Origin of the sequence: Xylanibacter ruminicola (assembly GCF_900107775.1) — a bacterium.
GTDB lineage: Bacteria > Bacteroidota > Bacteroidia > Bacteroidales > Bacteroidaceae > Prevotella > Prevotella ruminicola_C.
Genome location: NZ_FNRF01000002.1, coordinates 728,464 through 742,794, shown reverse-complemented (window position 1 = coordinate 742,794; position 14,331 = coordinate 728,464). Strand labels below are relative to the sequence as shown.

Sequence of the window (14,331 nt, the reverse complement as noted above, 5' to 3'; positions counted from 1 at the left end):
TTAATGGATATGGATTTTAAGAAAACGCTCATGACGATGAGTATTGCAGCTGTGATGCTGCCCACTTTTGCCGCTGACGGTCTGCCTAAGGGCGCACCCGATTTCAGCAAGATTAAGGAAACCGATTACCTGCCTGCCATCGAGAAGGCTATCAAGCTGAAGCGACAGGAGATTAACAAGATTGTAAGCAACAAGCAGAAGCCCACCTTCAAGAACACCATCCTGGCGTTGGAGAAGAGCGGACTGGAGCTTGACAAATGGCTGAACGTAGCCGAGGGCCTGGCCAGCGCACATAAGACGCCCGCCATTGCCGAGGCTGAGAAGAAGTCGACACCGCTGCTGACTGAGCTGGAGAACGAGATCTCGTTCAACAAGGCGCTGTTTAAGCGTGTGAAATATGTTTACGACAACGAGTACAAGAACCTGAAGGGCGAGGACAAACGCCTGACCGAGGTGGTATATAAGGATTTTGTACGTTCGGGTGCGCTGCTGGATGATGCCAAGATGGACCGTATGATGCAGATTAATATGCGTATATCTGAGCTGCAGCAGCAGTGGGGCGACATGCTACCCGCTGCTACCAACAACGCTGTGGTTTGGGTGTACAGCAAGGACGAGCTGAAGGGTTTGAGCGATGCTGATATTGCCCAGTGCAAGAAGGATGCCGAGACTCGTGGAGGTAAGGCTCCTTACGCTATCGTGATTGTAAACACCACCCAGCAGGCTATCCTGAGTAGCTTGGAAAACCGCGATCTGCGTCGCCGTGTGTTCGAGGCTTCACGTCATCGTGCCGACGGCTCTGATCAGTACAACACCTTCCCCCTGGTAGTGGAGATTGCCAAGCTGCGCGCTGAGAAGGCCGAGCTGATGGGCTATAAGAACTATGCCTCGTACTCGCTGGAGCGCACGATGGCTAAAAACTCTGACAATGTGTACAACTTCCTGAAGCAGCTGATTGCTGAGTACACACCAAAGGCCCAGGCCGAGACCAAGGCCATCGAGGAGTTTGCCCGCAAGGAGATGGGACCCAACTTCAAACTGCAGCCTTACGACCGTTTCTACTATTCGGCTAAGATGAAGAAGGAGATGCTGAACCTGAGCGACGACGAAGTTAAGCCTTATTTTAATATCGACAGCGTGATTGTGAATGGTGTGTTCTACGCTGCTCATCGTGTTTACGGATTGAATTTCATTCAGCGCAAGGATGTGCCTACTTATCATCCCGATATGAAGGTGTTTGAGGTTCGCGATAAGAACGGTAAGATGCTGGCTTTGTTCTACAGCGATCCTTATCGCCGCCCAACCAAGCGCGGTGGTGCCTGGATGAGCGCTTTTGCCAAGCAGAGCGGATTGCGCCAGCAGTTGCCTATTATATATAATGTAACCAACTATGCCAAGGCACCCGAGGGTCAGCCCACATTGATTACCTGGGACGAGGTAACCACGCTGTTCCATGAGTTCGGTCACGCCCTGCACGGTATGCTCTCTAACTGTTACTACAACACCCTGAGCGGTACCGCTGTGGCTCGCGACTTTGTGGAGATGCCATCGCAGTTCAACGAGAGTTTCGCCTCGATTCCCGAGATCTTCGACCACTACGCCAAGCACGCTGTTACCGGTGAGCCTATGCCTGCCGACCTGAAGGAGAAGATGCTGAAGAGCATTAACTTCCAGACAGCCTACGCCCTGGGCGAGAACCTGGCTGCTACCTGTCTGGATCTGGCTTGGCACCATCTTTCTGTAAACGAGATACCTACAGCCGACGACGCTGCGCAGTTCGAAATCGACGCGCTGAAGAAGATCGGTCTTTACGATACCCAGATTCCACCACGCTACAGCACATCTTACTTCAACCATGTTTGGGGTGGGGGCTATGCTGCCGGCTACTACAGCTATCTGTGGACCGAGGTGCTGGCCTGCAACGTGGCCGATACCTTTGAGAAGCTGGGCGCCTTGAAACCCGAGACCGGTGAGGCCTTCCGTCAGAAGGTGCTGAGTCGCGGTAACACCAAGGACCAGATGGAGATGTTTACCGACTTTACAGGCATGAAGAACCCCGACGCTTCAGGTTTCCTGAAGTATAGAGGTCTATAATACCACAAGTTGGTTAATAATTCCTAAATGATATACCATAAAAGGGGTAATATCAAATAATTGGCGTAATTTTGTAGGTCAAAAAGAAGGATATATTAAGTTGTTTAACATTTAAATGTTTTATTATCAATGATTTATTCAAAAGAAGTGGAGAACATGTGTAGCGTTTGTAAGGGCGCTTACCATGGACCTGCACCTATCCCCGAGGAGGGCAAATGGGTAGCAGTAAAGGAAATCAAGGAAATTTCTGGTTACACCCACGGTATTGGCTGGTGCGCACCTCAGCAGGGTGCCTGCAAGCTGAGCCTGAACGTTAAGGACGGTGTGATCCAGGAGGCTCTTGTTGAGACCATCGGATGTACTGGTATGACTCACTCAGCTGCTATGGCTTCTGAGATTCTGCCTGGTAAGACCATCCTCGAGGCTCTGAACACCGACCTCGTTTGCGATGCTATCAACACCGCTATGCGCGAGCTTTTCCTGCAGATTGTTTACGGACGTACACAGAGTGCTTTCTCTGAGGGCGGTCTGGCTATCGGCGCTGGTCTTGAGGACCTCGGTAAGGGTCTTCGTTCACAGACTGGTACACTTTATGGCACCGTTGCTAAGGGTACACGTTACCTCGAGCTCACTGAGGGTTACATCACAAAGCAGTACCTCGATGCTAACAACGAGGTTTGCGGTTACGAGTATGTACACCTCGGCAAGATGATGGAGGCCATCAAGAACGGTATGGACGCCAACGAGGCTATGAAGAAGTTCACTGGTTCTTACGGTCGTACAACCGAGGAGCAGGGTGCAGTTAAGGCTATTGATCCACGTAAAGAATAATAGGAGGATACGACAATGATTAGAAAAGTACAGTTTGAGAGTCAGGAGCGCCGTATCAACCAGGTTCTTGCTGCTCTGAAGGAGAATGGCATCAACTCTATCGAGGAGGCCAATGAGATTTGTGAAAAGGCTGGTATCGATCCATATCAGATGTGTGAGGACACACAGCTGATCTGCTTCGAGAACGCTAAATGGGCATATGTTTGTGGTGCTGCTATCGCCATCAAGAAGGGTGTTAAGACAGCTGCCGAGGCTGCTGAGGCTATCGGTATCGGTCTGCAGAGCTTCTGTATCCCCGGATCAGTAGCCGACGATCGTAAGGTAGGTATCGGTCACGGTAACCTCGCCGCTCGTCTGCTCCGTGAGGAGACTGAGTGCTTCGCTTTCCTCGCTGGTCACGAGAGCTTCGCTGCTGCTGAGGGTGCTATCAAGATTGCTGAGATGGCTAACAAGGTTCGTAAGAATCCTCTGCGCGTTATCCTGAACGGTCTTGGTAAGGACGCTGCTCAGATCATCAGCCGTATCAACGGTTTCACATACGTACAGACTAAGTTCGATTACTTCACTGGTGATCTGAACGTGGTTAAGGAGGTTCCTTACGGTAACAATCCTAGCCGTCTGAAGGTTAAGTGCTATGGCGCTGACGACGTACGTGAGGGTGTAGCTATCCTGTGGAAGGAGAACGTTGACGTTTCTATCACTGGTAACTCTACAAACCCAACACGTTTCCAGCACCCAGTAGCTGGTACTTACAAGAAGGAGCGCGTACTCGCTGGTAAGCCTTACTTCTCAGTAGCTTCTGGTGGTGGTACTGGTCGTACTCTGCACCCAGATAACATGGCTGCTGGTCCTGCTTCTTACGGTATGACCGACACCATGGGTCGTATGCACTCTGACGCTCAGTTCGCAGGTTCTTCTTCTGTTCCTGCTCACGTTGAGATGATGGGATTCCTGGGTATGGGTAATAACCCAATGGTAGGTGCTACTGTTTCTGTAGCAGTTGCTATCGACCTCGCCCTGAATAAGAAATAAATCATTTCTTGAGATATTAAAATTTAAGCCTCGCCAATTGGCGGGGCTTATTTTTTTTGTTATCAGCAAGAGAGCGGGGGACTTACTGCACCTTGGTCATGTGATAGCCCATACGCTTAAGCTGCACGGCGGCACCCATCAGGTATAGCTGGTGCAAGCAACTCACATAACCGTTAAAGGCCTCTTTAGTGCCGGGCTCCAGGTGCTGGTGCATTAGTGCGTTGTAAACACGCTGGGCGCACTCGCCGGTGAGCTTTTCCAAAGCGGTGTAATCGTCGCCCTGCAGCAGGAGCACTTCCTCACGGATGTATTCGTCCATCGCATCGTAGCCGCGCTTGTCGCGCATGTAAGCATACAGGTCTTCTACTTTCGAGTAGATCTCCCATTCGGTATCCCACATCTTGGCTACAGCCAGACCGATATACATCATCCAACCCAACGAGGCCGAAGGGTAAGCCTGAAACTCGCGAATGCCATCGGGGAGATAAGCCTTGGCTATCTCCTCCCACTTGTCTTCTACATCGGGGCACTCGGGCATGCGCTCATCTACCTCGTTCAAACTCTGCAGAAACTGGTGCAGATCATTACGTAATTGTTCTTCAAATTTTTCCATTTCGGGTGCAAAATTAATTCTTTTCTGGCAAATTACAAAAAAAAATTGTATCTTTGCACCAAATTCTAACACAACAATGAAAATAGTAATTCTTGACGGGTACACAGCTAATCCTGGCGATTTGTCGTGGAACGAGCTGGAGAAGTTGGGCGATGTGACGGTGTATGAGCGTACGGCGCCCCAAGAGACGGTAGTGCGTGCGGCTGAGGCCGACGTGGTGTTAACCAACAAGGTGCTGATGACACGCGAAGTGATCGCACAGTTGCCACAGCTGAAGTATATCGGCGTGCTGGCAACGGGCTACAACGTGGTGGATATCGAGGCGGCACACGAGCGCGGCATTGTGGTAACCAATGTGCCCGCTTACAGCACCGAGAGCGTGGCACAGATGGTGTTCTCGCATCTGCTCACGGTGACTAACCGCACAGAGCATTATGCCCAGCAGAACCGCGAGGGCAAGTGGAGCAGGAGTAAGGACTTCTGCTACTGGGATGCGCCGATTACAGAGCTGGCCGGTAAGACATTCGGTATTGTGGGCTTGGGAAATATCGGTATGCGCGTGGCCCAGATTGCGTTGGCCTTCGGCATGAAGGTAAAGGCCTTCAGCAGTAAAGAGGTGCTGCCCGCCGGTATCGAGAAAGTGGGCTTGGACGAGCTGTTGGCTACCGTCGATGTGCTGTCGCTGCACTGTCCGTTAACCGACAGCACGCGTCACCTTATTAATAAAGAGAGCCTGAAGAAGATGAAGCCATCGGCCATCCTGATTAATACCGGTCGCGGACCGCTGATTGATGACGATGCTGTGGCCGAGGCGCTGGCCTCAGGACGACTGGGTGCCTTCTGTGCCGATGTGATGACGGTTGAACCACCTGCTGCCGATAATAAACTGCAGAAGCAACCCAACGCTTATATCACGCCGCACATTGCTTGGGCAAGCACCGAAGCAAGAGTGCGACTGATACAGATAGCAACCGAAAATGTACGTTGCTTTATAAGCGGAAAACCACAGAACGTGATTTAAATCTCGAAATCGAGGCAGGAGCGCTGAACGGTGTAAGGACGAACTTTACCGTTGGCTACGGCTACATGCTCGGGGTGAACGGCATAGCCCTTCAGCGCTTCTTCGCTTTCGAGCGTGCTGTCGAGCATCACGTCGGCATTTGATGAAGCCAGACGGCCATCGATATGAACCTTAACATCGAGCAGTCCGGGAACCTTACCTACCAATCCCTCAAGGCCAGCTTTGATACCTGCCTTAACGGTCTGCTTCTCCTCTTCACTCAGTTCTGGATTCAATGTCCAAAGAATAATATGCTTTACCATAACCTTTAATATTTAATGTTTGTTAGGTGCAAAAATAGGCAAAATAATCTGTTTGGCAAAGAAATTTGCTGAAAACAAAGCACAATTCAAGGATTTTTAGTAAATTTGCGCCAAATAACAAAAATCAATATGGCAACAGTTGACGATAAGAAAGTGATTTTCTCGATGGTAGGCGTGAGCAAAACTATCCAGCAAAATCAGAAACAAGTACTCAAAAACATCTACCTGAGCTTTTTCTATGGCGCTAAGATCGGTATCATCGGTTTGAATGGTGCTGGTAAATCTACGTTGATGAAGATTATCGCCGGACTGGATCAGCAGTATCAGGGAAATGTGGTGTGGAGTCCAGGCTACAGCGTGGGCTATCTGCCACAGGAACCACCGCTGAACGAGGAGAAAACGGTGAAGGAGAACGTGATGGAAGGCGTGCAGCACGTGTACGACGCGCTGGCTGAGTACGATGAGATAAACGTAAAGTTCGGATTACCAGAATATTACGAGGATGCCGATAAGATGGATAAGCTGATGCAGCGCCAGGCTGAACTGCAGGATATCATCGACGCCACCGATGCCTGGAATATGGACTCGAAGCTGGATCGCGCGATGGCTGCGCTGAACTGTCCTCCAGGTGACTGGAGCGTGAAGAACCTCTCAGGTGGTGAGCGCCGCCGTGTGGCTTTGTGCCGCTTGTTGCTGCAGAAGCCCGATGTGTTGTTGCTCGATGAGCCTACCAACCATCTGGATGCTGAGAGTATCGACTGGTTGGAGCAGCACCTGCAGCAGTACGAGGGTACGGTGATTGCCGTAACGCACGACCGTTACTTCCTGGACGATGTGGCTGAGTGGATTCTGGAACTGGATCGCGGCGAGGGTATCCCCTGGAAGGGTAACTACTCAAGCTGGCTGGAGCAGAAGAGTCAGCGTTTGGCACAGGAAGAGAAATCGGCATCGAAGCGCCGCAAGACTCTGGAGCGCGAGTTGGAGTGGGTACGTATGGCGCCCAAGGCTCGTCACGCTAAGGGTAAGGCCCGTCTGAACTCGTACGAGATGATGCTGAACGAGGAGCAGAAGCAGAAGGAAGAGAAACTGGAAATCTTTATTCCTAATGGACCTCGTTTGGGTAATAAGGTGATCGAGGCTGAGCACGTGGCTAAGTCGTTCCCCGAGAAAACGCTGTTTACTGATCTGAATTTCAACCTGCCACCAAACGGTATCGTAGGTGTGATTGGTCCTAACGGTGCGGGTAAAACCACGTTGTTCCGCCTGATTATGGGCTTGGACAAGCCCGATGCCGGTTCGTTTGCCGTGGGCGAGACCGTTAAGCTGAGCTACGTGGATCAGCAGCACAAGGATATCGACCCCACCAAGTCGGTTTACGAGGTGGTGAGTCAGGGTAACGAGACCATCCGTATGGGCGGTAAGGATGTAAACGTGCGTGCTTATCTGAGCCGCTTTAACTTCAGCGGTGCCGATCAGGAAAAGAAGTGCGGCGTGCTCTCAGGTGGTGAGCGTAATCGTCTGCACTTGGCCATTGCCCTGAAACAGGAAGGTAATGTGCTGTTGCTCGATGAGCCTACCAATGATATCGACGTAAACACCCTTCGTGCACTCGAGGAAGGTCTGGAGGCTTTTGCCGGTTGTGCCGTTATCATCAGTCACGACCGTTGGTTCCTGGATCGTATCTGTACACACATTCTCGCCTTCGAGGGCGAAGGAAATGTGTTCTACTTCGAGGGTAACTACAGTGAGTACGAGAGCAACAAGGCCCAGCGCTTAGGCTTAGAGGAGCCCAAACGCGCCCGTTACCGTAAATTGATGGAAGAATAACTTTTTAATCACATGAATCAGATAGAAGAAAAAGAAGGCATCTTTGATGCCAGAGAACTGGGCATGCCAAAGTATGTTATTTTGGGTGTCCAACATTTGTTTGCGATGTTTGGTGCCACTGTGTTGGTACCTGTGTTAACCGGTCTCTCAGTGTCGTCGACCTTGCTGTTTGCGGGTATCGGCACATTGGTGTTCCATGCTATCAGCAAGTTTAAGGTGCCAGCTTTCCTTGGCTCGTCGTTCGCCTTCCTGGGCGGCTACATGGCGGTGAAGGCACTGGGCGTAGAGCAGGGAATGAGCGAGACGCTGGCTTTGGATTATGCCTGTATCGGCGTGTTCTTTGCCGGTTTGTGCTATTTCGTGATGGCCGGACTCATCAAGTCGTTCGGTATCGAGCGAATCCTGCGTTTCTTCCCGCCTTTGGTAACAGGCCCGATGATTATTGCCATCGGTCTGGTGCTCTCGGGTAGCGCTATCCAGAACTGTACCACCAACTGGACTTTGGCTATCGTGGCTTTGGCTACAGTAATTATTGCCAGCGTGTGTGGTAAGGGTATCATCAAGATTATCCCTATCCTGCTGGGTGTTGTGGTGAGCTATAGCGTTGCCGTTGCGATGGGCGAGGTTGATTTTACTTCGCTGGGCGAGGCCGACTGGATTGGTTTGCCTTTCAGCAAGGAGCAGACCGCGCTGGCTGTATGGGATAATATGGATACCACGTTCCTGATTTCTACCATCATCGCCATCATGCCTATCGCCATCGCTACCATCATGGAGCACATCGGTGATATGTGTGCTATCTCATCTACCGTAGGTAAGGACTTCCTGAAGGAGCCCGGCTTGCATCGTACGCTGATGGGTGACGGACTGGCTACTGCGTTTGCTTCGCTGTTTGGTGCGCCTGCTAACACCACTTACGGCGAGAATACCGGCGTGCTGAACCTTACTAAGGTGTTCGACCCTGCTGTGATTCGTCTGGCTGCTATCTTTGCCATCCTGCTGTCGTTCTGTCCTAAGTTCGCTTGCTTGATTGGCTTGATGCCTGCTGCTACCATCGGAGGTGTTAGCTTGATTCTCTACGGTATGATCTCGGCTGTGGGTGTTCGCAACCTGGTTGAGGATAGCGTAGATTTCAACTCTTCACGAAATGTGTTTGTGGCTGCTTTGATTCTGGTTATCGCTATCGGCGTGAAATACGGTGCCGACGATAACGTAAGCTTCGGTCCTATCCACTTCTCAGGCTTAGCCCTCTCGGCTATCGTAGGCGTAGGTCTTAACGCCATCCTGCCTGGTAAGTTAGGCATGAAGATTAAGAGCGTTCACGGTAAGGAAAAGAAATAAAACCCAAAATCACTTTCCCACGCAGATTTTTGCACATTCTTGCAATCGCTGTGAAGCGAGCAAGGAATGCATCTGATGCGTCTTTAAGTGATGCTTTATATGGGAATAAACTAAACCGTTCTGCGGTTTGACAAACTCTTTGCCGCCCCTCTTTCTTTTTGGGACGGCAAAGAGAATATAATATCTATTGTAGTTTGTTGTAAATCTCGTCCGTCACAGGCTCTAACCACTCGTTCGATGCTCCATCCTGCACATCCTTATGATACGTCAGATGCTGGAACCATGAGTCCTTGGCGGCACCGTGCCAGTGTTTTACTTCTGCAGGGATTGCAATGACGGTGCCGGGAGTCATTTCCACAGGCTCCTTGCCCCATTCCTGATACCAGCCGCGACCAGCAACGCAGATGAGCACTTGTACCTGCTTGTGGTGGATGTGCCAGTTGTTGCGGCAGCGAGGCTCGAAGGTCACGTTCATCACACCACCGCCTACGTTGGCCAGATAGCTGTTGCCGATGAAATACTGCGCGTAGCCAGTATTCGGTTCTCCCTTCGGCCACTTACTGCGCAGGGTATAGCCCTCGCTATCGAGCCACGCACAGAGTTCATCGACAAGCTCCTGCGAATTACCCATGTTCACAGCACCTTTCTTGTGGGCAGCCAACTGAGGTGTCACACCCTCAAGACCGCTTAGGGCTGCAACGGTCACTATCTCGCGGTCGGCATTTGTGAGTTGTTCGCCAGCGAAGATGTCGCCGAAAAGGTGCGACTTCAGATAGTAATCATCCTGCGGACAGAAGTCGTAGTTGAAAGGACGGCCCGATAGCTGCGTCTGGTTCTTCACGCCCAGTTCGTAGGCCTTGCGGGCATCGTCCCACTTGGCAGGTCGCACCCAGGGCTTGCCTTCCTGCCAGTTTGCACTCCGATTCTCCAGTACTTTGTTCAATATGCCCAGCGCATTCAGACTTCGTGGGAACCCTGTATATGCATACAACTGCGAGAATGCTTCCTTCAGTTCGTTGATGGTTACGCCCTTGTTGAGAGCCATACGCACGGTAGGCTCCAAACGATTCATATCACCCTGTGCCATCAGACAGGCACACGCTGCCAATCCCTTTTGACGCTCTGTCAGCGTCTGACTGTTTACTGTTGTCATCATCAGTATTGCAAATAAAAATATTACAATCTTCTTCATAGTCGTTTTTTACTTATTCCTCCTTGCCGTCACCCACACGGGGTCCTCGCTCATGATGGGCTTATTGACTGCCATCACGCCACTGAGGTTGTGTGGCACGTAGGGCTCTTCAAGATAAGCGATGTCTTCAGCGGTCAGGTGCAGGTCGAGCGACTTCACGGCACCCTCGATGTGATGCAGCTTCGTGGCGCCAACGATGGGCGATTCTACCTTCTGTAGCAGCCAGGCCAGCGACACCTGCGTCATCTCCACACCGTAGCGGTCAGCCAACTCCACCACGCGCTCTACGATGCGGTTGTCCTGCTCGGCGGTGGCATCGTACTTGAAGTGCATGAATGCGTCCTTCTCCTGTCGCAGTGATGTCTCGCCGGGGCGCTTCGCCAACTTACCAGAGGCCAGTGCGCTGTAGGGTGTCTGTGCGATGTTGTCCTCACGACACAGTAGCTGCATCTCTCGCTCTTCCTCACGCATAATCAGGTTGTAGTGATTCTGCACGCTGATGAACTTCGCCCAACCGTTCCGTTCGGCCAGCGCATTCATCTTTGCCAACTGGTAGGCATACACGTTGGCAATGCTGATGTAGCGGGCCTTGCCAGCGCGCACTACATCGTTCATGCCTTCAAGGATTTCCTCGGCGGGCGTCTTGTAATCCCAGATGTGGTAGATGTAGAGGTCCACGTAGTCCATGCCCAGATGCTCCAGACTGGAATTGATCGAGTTCATCACATGCTGACGGCCACCGATGCCTGCGGCAATCTCCTCATCCCTGCGAGGCAGGAATTTGGTGGCTACCACCACGTCCTCACGACGAGCCATATCCCTCAGCGCACGACCCACGTACTGCTCCGACGTACCCAACTGGTAGGCAATCGCCGTGTCGAAGAAGTTCACACCCAGATTGAGCGAGCGACGTATAATCTCTCGTGTGGGTTCTTCACCGATAGTCCATGCATGCTGACCGATAGTCGGGTCGCCGAATCCCATACAGCCCAAACAGATGCGCGACACCCGCAGGTCAGAATTTCCAAGTTTTACGTATTCCATAATCGTAGTTTGTTTATCGTTTGAATATACTGTTCATTGTTTCTGGTGTCAGCGGCTGCAGGTCTTGCAGCTTCAGGTGCTTCACCATGTGTAGGGTGCCCTGCTTGTACTTCAGGAAATGGGCTGTCTGGATGTGGTGCTGGTAGGCCTGCTGCGAGGCGTAGATTTCGAGGATACGAATTTGGCAGCTATCTTCCTTTGTTTGTGTTGGGAACAGGCAGATTACGCCTGGTTCTTCGGCAAGGCTCGCTTTCTGAATTTCTGCGGCTGCAGCAAGGTATTCCTTCAAGTATTGCGGATAAATCTCGATTTCAGCCAGGCGATACAACATCGTATCAGTGTGAGGTACGTCAGCGGTTGGCTTATTGGTGGTTTGACCAAAAAGCCAACGGGCATTCTCCGAAAGAATCATCTTTTGGAATGGCGCAAGGTCGGGCTCTTTCGATAGATAGTCCTTCATGCGGGCGAGGCTCTGGGTGAGCACCTGTGTAGCAACGTAAGGATAGTCGGAACCGTAGAACAGATGGTCGGGCGTGGTGATGGTGAGCATCATGCGGATGGTCTCTGGACTGTGTGCGCCTGCGAGGTCGTAGTACAGGGCGCGAAGGTTGGCCTTCCAGTCTATCTCACCCACCATCTTGTTGGCCTGCATCACGGGTGTCAGCGATTTCATGCGAGGCACGGCAAGCGGTAGATAGGCTCCACAATGGGGCACCACCACCTTTACATTCGGAAAACGGGCCAGCACGTTGCGACTAATCATATTCGTTACGGCACGAGTGGTCTCAGATAGGTATTCCTGCATAGCCAGCGGCGTCTGTATCATTACCTCCTTGTTCACTGGTTCAGGGCGATGCGGATGCAGAATCACCACCGCCTTGCGCTCGTTCAATACAGCAAACAGCGTGTCGAGTTCTGGTGCGCCAAGATACTGCCCATTTACGTTTGTTGCCAACTTAATACCATCGGCCTTCAGCACGTCGAGGGCGTATTTCGCTTCTTCGATAGCAGCATTCACATCAGGTAAAGGAAGGGCGGCACAGAACAGAAATCGCCCAGGGTGCTCGCGCTTTATGCGGGCAGCGGTCTCGTTGGTCTTACGAACCACTTCGGCTGATGTCGGCTGTGGTGCCGCTAATGTCAGCACCGATGTTTCAATGCCAGCTTCGTCCATCCACCGCAGATGCTCCGTCACGTCATACTTCGGCAAGGGGAATCCCTCGTCCATCAGTTTGCCCTCGCTCTCCAAAGCTGACACAAACTCAGAGGTAATCAGATGTGAATGTACATCGATTATGCCCTGAGCCTGTACCATTGCCGCAAACAGCAGCGAGATTAGCGTTATCCTCAGTCTCATACCTTTTTGTTTATTATTCGATTTCAATCTTCTTAATCACTTTGGCAGGGACACCACCGACAATCGTGTTTGCCTCGACATCCTTTGTCACGACGGCACCGGCTGCTACCACTGCACCATCGCCGATGGTAACACCTGCAAGTACAGTAGCGTTTGCGCCAATCCATACGTTCTTGCCGATGTGGATGGGCGCATGTGTCATTCCCGCTCGCATGCTTGGTTCAAGCATGTGGTTGAGCGTGGCCAGCACGACATTATGGCCTATGAGTGCGCCTTCATCGATGATGATGCCGCCTTGATCCTGGAACTTGCAGCCCATGTTGATAAAGACGCGCTCGCCAACCACGGTGTTCTTTCCGCAGTCGGTGTGGAACGGTGGAAACATCCCAACACTCTTCGGCACCTCACGTCCCCAAAGTTGCTCCAACAGGTCATGTAATTCTTCGGGCGTGTGATACTTGCCGTTAATCTCTGCCGTAATCTGCAAAGCCTCTTGGGAAAGTTTATGAAACATCATGTGAACCTCAGACCCGCCTTCAACGGGCTTGTCAGAGGCCATGTAATCCCTGAACTCTTGTGTCGTCATTTTATTTCAGATTTGTCTTGAAGAATTCCTCCATCTTGTCGTATGGAATCTTCCCGTTCTTGTCGTCGTAAAGGTCGGTGTGGACAGCATCGGGGATAATCATCAGCTCCTTGTTGCCGATAGTTATGCTTTTGCCGTCTGGATTCTTGCCCGTCATCTTTTCGAAGGCGTACTCAGAGAAGTAGCGGCTGTGGGCCTTCTCGCCGTGAATGAGCAGGACGGGCGACTCAATCTCGTGTGCCCAAGCCAATAGGGGCTGGTTGAGGAACGACTGACAGCCGATGACGTTCCAGCCATCAGTGGAGTTGCCGCTGCGCTCGTGGTAGCCGCGTGGGGTCTTGTAATAATTATAGTAGTCCTTCACGAACTGCGGTGCATCCTCGGGCAGCGGGTCGATGACACCGCCTGCACGCTTGTAAGTACCTGTACGGAAGTCCTCGGTGCGCTGCTGGGCGATGGCCTTGCGCTTCTCCATGCGCTGTGCCTGGGTGTCCTCGCTCTTGAAGTAGCCCTCCACGTTCACCTTGCTCATATCGTACATCGTCGAGGCAACAGTAGCCTTGATTCTTGGATCGATGGCGGCAGCGTTCACGGCCATTCCACCAAAGCCGCAGATGCCGATGATGCCAATCCTTTCTGCATCTACATTTTCCTGATTGCTCAGGAAATCGACGGCAGCGAGGAAGTCCTCGGTGTTGATGTCGGGCGAGGCCATACGGCGAGGCTCGCCACCGCTCTCACCAGTAAACGAGGGGTCGAAGGCGATGGTCAGGAACCCACACTCGGCCATGTGCTGGGCATAGAGGCCGCTTGTTTGCTCTTTCACGGCTCCGAAGGGCCCCGTGACAGCCAGCGCTGCCAACTTGCCTATTGCGCCTTTCGGTGTGTACATGTCGGCAGCCAATTCGATGCCGTAGCGGTTCTTGAACGTGACCTTCTTGTGTTCTACCTTGTCACTCTGTGGGAACACCTTGTCCCACTCCTGTGTCAGATTCAATGTTGTCATATTCTCTTCTTTTTTATTTTGTTCTTGGTTTGTGCAGGCTGTGAGCAATCCGCCCATCAGTACTGCGGCTAAAACTACTTTCATA

The 14,331-nt window shown here is 51.8% G+C and carries 13 protein-coding genes; 6 read left to right on the top strand and 7 right to left on the bottom strand.

From position 1 onward, the window contains the following. The first annotated feature begins 3 nt into the window (after positions 1-3). The 3 genes from BLU97_RS07300 to BLU97_RS07290 all read left to right on the top strand — a co-directional run bounded on the left by BLU97_RS07300 (position 4) and on the right by BLU97_RS07290 (position 3,957). On the top strand, positions 4-2,094 hold the full coding sequence (locus BLU97_RS07300; protein ID WP_074760882.1) for a M3 family metallopeptidase: 2,091 nt from the start codon (positions 4-6) through the stop codon (positions 2,092-2,094). Positions 2,095-2,223: 129 nt separating this feature from the next. Next, positions 2,224-2,925, top strand: coding sequence for an iron-sulfur cluster assembly scaffold protein (locus BLU97_RS07295; RefSeq protein ID WP_013065322.1), 702 nt, complete (start codon positions 2,224-2,226; stop codon positions 2,923-2,925). A 15-nt stretch (positions 2,926-2,940) separates the two neighbouring features. After that, positions 2,941-3,957, top strand: coding sequence for a GGGtGRT protein (locus tag BLU97_RS07290; protein ID WP_013063070.1), 1,017 nt, complete (start codon positions 2,941-2,943; stop codon positions 3,955-3,957). A gap of 82 nt (positions 3,958-4,039) precedes the next feature. On the opposite strand, the gene BLU97_RS07285 is transcribed toward BLU97_RS07290, so the two are convergent. Further along, positions 4,040-4,570: a hypothetical protein gene (locus BLU97_RS07285; protein ID WP_074760881.1), complete on the bottom strand. Its 531-nt coding sequence runs from the start codon at positions 4,568-4,570 to the stop codon at positions 4,040-4,042. Positions 4,571-4,646: 76 nt separating this feature from the next. On the opposite strand from BLU97_RS07285, the gene BLU97_RS07280 reads away from it, so the two are divergent. Further along, positions 4,647-5,591: a D-2-hydroxyacid dehydrogenase gene (locus BLU97_RS07280; protein WP_074760880.1), complete on the top strand. Its 945-nt coding sequence runs from the start codon at positions 4,647-4,649 to the stop codon at positions 5,589-5,591. Here BLU97_RS07280 and BLU97_RS07275 read toward each other — a convergent pair. Continuing rightward, a complete protein-coding gene (locus tag BLU97_RS07275) occupies positions 5,588-5,893 on the bottom strand; it encodes a Dabb family protein (protein ID WP_013065314.1) in 306 nt (101 codons plus the stop codon). The two genes, BLU97_RS07280 and BLU97_RS07275, sit on opposite strands and share 4 nt — an antisense overlap. A gap of 129 nt (positions 5,894-6,022) precedes the next feature. On the opposite strand from BLU97_RS07275, the gene ettA reads away from it, so the two are divergent. Both ettA and BLU97_RS07265 read left to right on the top strand, forming a co-directional pair. Beyond that, a complete protein-coding gene (gene ettA / locus BLU97_RS07270) occupies positions 6,023-7,720 on the top strand; it encodes an energy-dependent translational throttle protein EttA (protein ID WP_074760879.1) in 1,698 nt (565 codons plus the stop codon). A gap of 12 nt (positions 7,721-7,732) precedes the next feature. Continuing rightward, positions 7,733-9,061, top strand: coding sequence for a uracil-xanthine permease family protein (locus BLU97_RS07265; RefSeq protein ID WP_254771677.1), 1,329 nt, complete (start codon positions 7,733-7,735; stop codon positions 9,059-9,061). A gap of 184 nt (positions 9,062-9,245) precedes the next feature. Here BLU97_RS07265 and BLU97_RS07260 read toward each other — a convergent pair whose 3' ends face one another. The 5 genes from BLU97_RS07260 to BLU97_RS07240 are packed head-to-tail and all read right to left on the bottom strand — an operon-like array spanning position 9,246 to position 14,330. Continuing rightward, positions 9,246-10,253, bottom strand: a complete 1,008-nt coding sequence (locus tag BLU97_RS07260; protein ID WP_081352904.1) for a carboxymuconolactone decarboxylase family protein — start codon at positions 10,251-10,253, stop codon at positions 9,246-9,248. Positions 10,254-10,262: 9 nt separating this feature from the next. Further along, entirely contained in the window at positions 10,263-11,297 is a 1,035-nt protein-coding gene (locus BLU97_RS07255) for an aldo/keto reductase (protein WP_074760878.1), read from the bottom strand. A gap of 13 nt (positions 11,298-11,310) precedes the next feature. After that, entirely contained in the window at positions 11,311-12,654 is a 1,344-nt protein-coding gene (locus BLU97_RS07250; RefSeq protein ID WP_217631760.1) for an amidohydrolase family protein, read from the bottom strand. A 13-nt stretch (positions 12,655-12,667) separates the two neighbouring features. Next, a complete protein-coding gene (locus tag BLU97_RS07245) occupies positions 12,668-13,240 on the bottom strand; it encodes a DapH/DapD/GlmU-related protein (protein WP_074760876.1) in 573 nt (190 codons plus the stop codon). A 1-nt stretch (position 13,241) separates the two neighbouring features. Next, positions 13,242-14,330, bottom strand: coding sequence for an alpha/beta hydrolase (locus BLU97_RS07240; RefSeq protein WP_410543905.1), 1,089 nt, complete (start codon positions 14,328-14,330; stop codon positions 13,242-13,244). Between the last annotated feature and the right edge of the window lies 1 nt (position 14,331).

What these genes read in the sequence shown, in the direction of transcription:
- BLU97_RS07285 (WP_074760881.1), bottom strand. Translation starts at nt 4,570, where the DNA reads ATGGAAAAATTTGAAGAACAATTACGTAATGATCTGCACCAGTTTCTG.
- ettA (WP_074760879.1), top strand. Translation starts at nt 6,023, where the DNA reads ATGGCAACAGTTGACGATAAGAAAGTGATTTTCTCGATGGTAGGCGTG.
- BLU97_RS07275 (WP_013065314.1), bottom strand. Translation starts at nt 5,893, where the DNA reads ATGGTAAAGCATATTATTCTTTGGACATTGAATCCAGAACTGAGTGAA.
- BLU97_RS07250 (WP_217631760.1), bottom strand. Translation starts at nt 12,654, where the DNA reads ATGAGACTGAGGATAACGCTAATCTCGCTGCTGTTTGCGGCAATGGTA.
- BLU97_RS07290 (WP_013063070.1), top strand. Translation starts at nt 2,941, where the DNA reads ATGATTAGAAAAGTACAGTTTGAGAGTCAGGAGCGCCGTATCAACCAG.
- BLU97_RS07265 (WP_254771677.1), top strand. Translation starts at nt 7,733, where the DNA reads ATGAATCAGATAGAAGAAAAAGAAGGCATCTTTGATGCCAGAGAACTG.
- BLU97_RS07245 (WP_074760876.1), bottom strand. Translation starts at nt 13,240, where the DNA reads ATGACGACACAAGAGTTCAGGGATTACATGGCCTCTGACAAGCCCGTT.
- BLU97_RS07280 (WP_074760880.1), top strand. Translation starts at nt 4,647, where the DNA reads ATGAAAATAGTAATTCTTGACGGGTACACAGCTAATCCTGGCGATTTG.
- BLU97_RS07260 (WP_081352904.1), bottom strand. Translation starts at nt 10,253, where the DNA reads ATGAAGAAGATTGTAATATTTTTATTTGCAATACTGATGATGACAACA.
- BLU97_RS07255 (WP_074760878.1), bottom strand. Translation starts at nt 11,297, where the DNA reads ATGGAATACGTAAAACTTGGAAATTCTGACCTGCGGGTGTCGCGCATC.
- BLU97_RS07295 (WP_013065322.1), top strand. Translation starts at nt 2,224, where the DNA reads ATGATTTATTCAAAAGAAGTGGAGAACATGTGTAGCGTTTGTAAGGGC.
- BLU97_RS07240 (WP_410543905.1), bottom strand. Translation starts at nt 14,330, where the DNA reads ATGAAAGTAGTTTTAGCCGCAGTACTGATGGGCGGATTGCTCACAGCC.
- BLU97_RS07300 (WP_074760882.1), top strand. Translation starts at nt 4, where the DNA reads ATGGATATGGATTTTAAGAAAACGCTCATGACGATGAGTATTGCAGCT.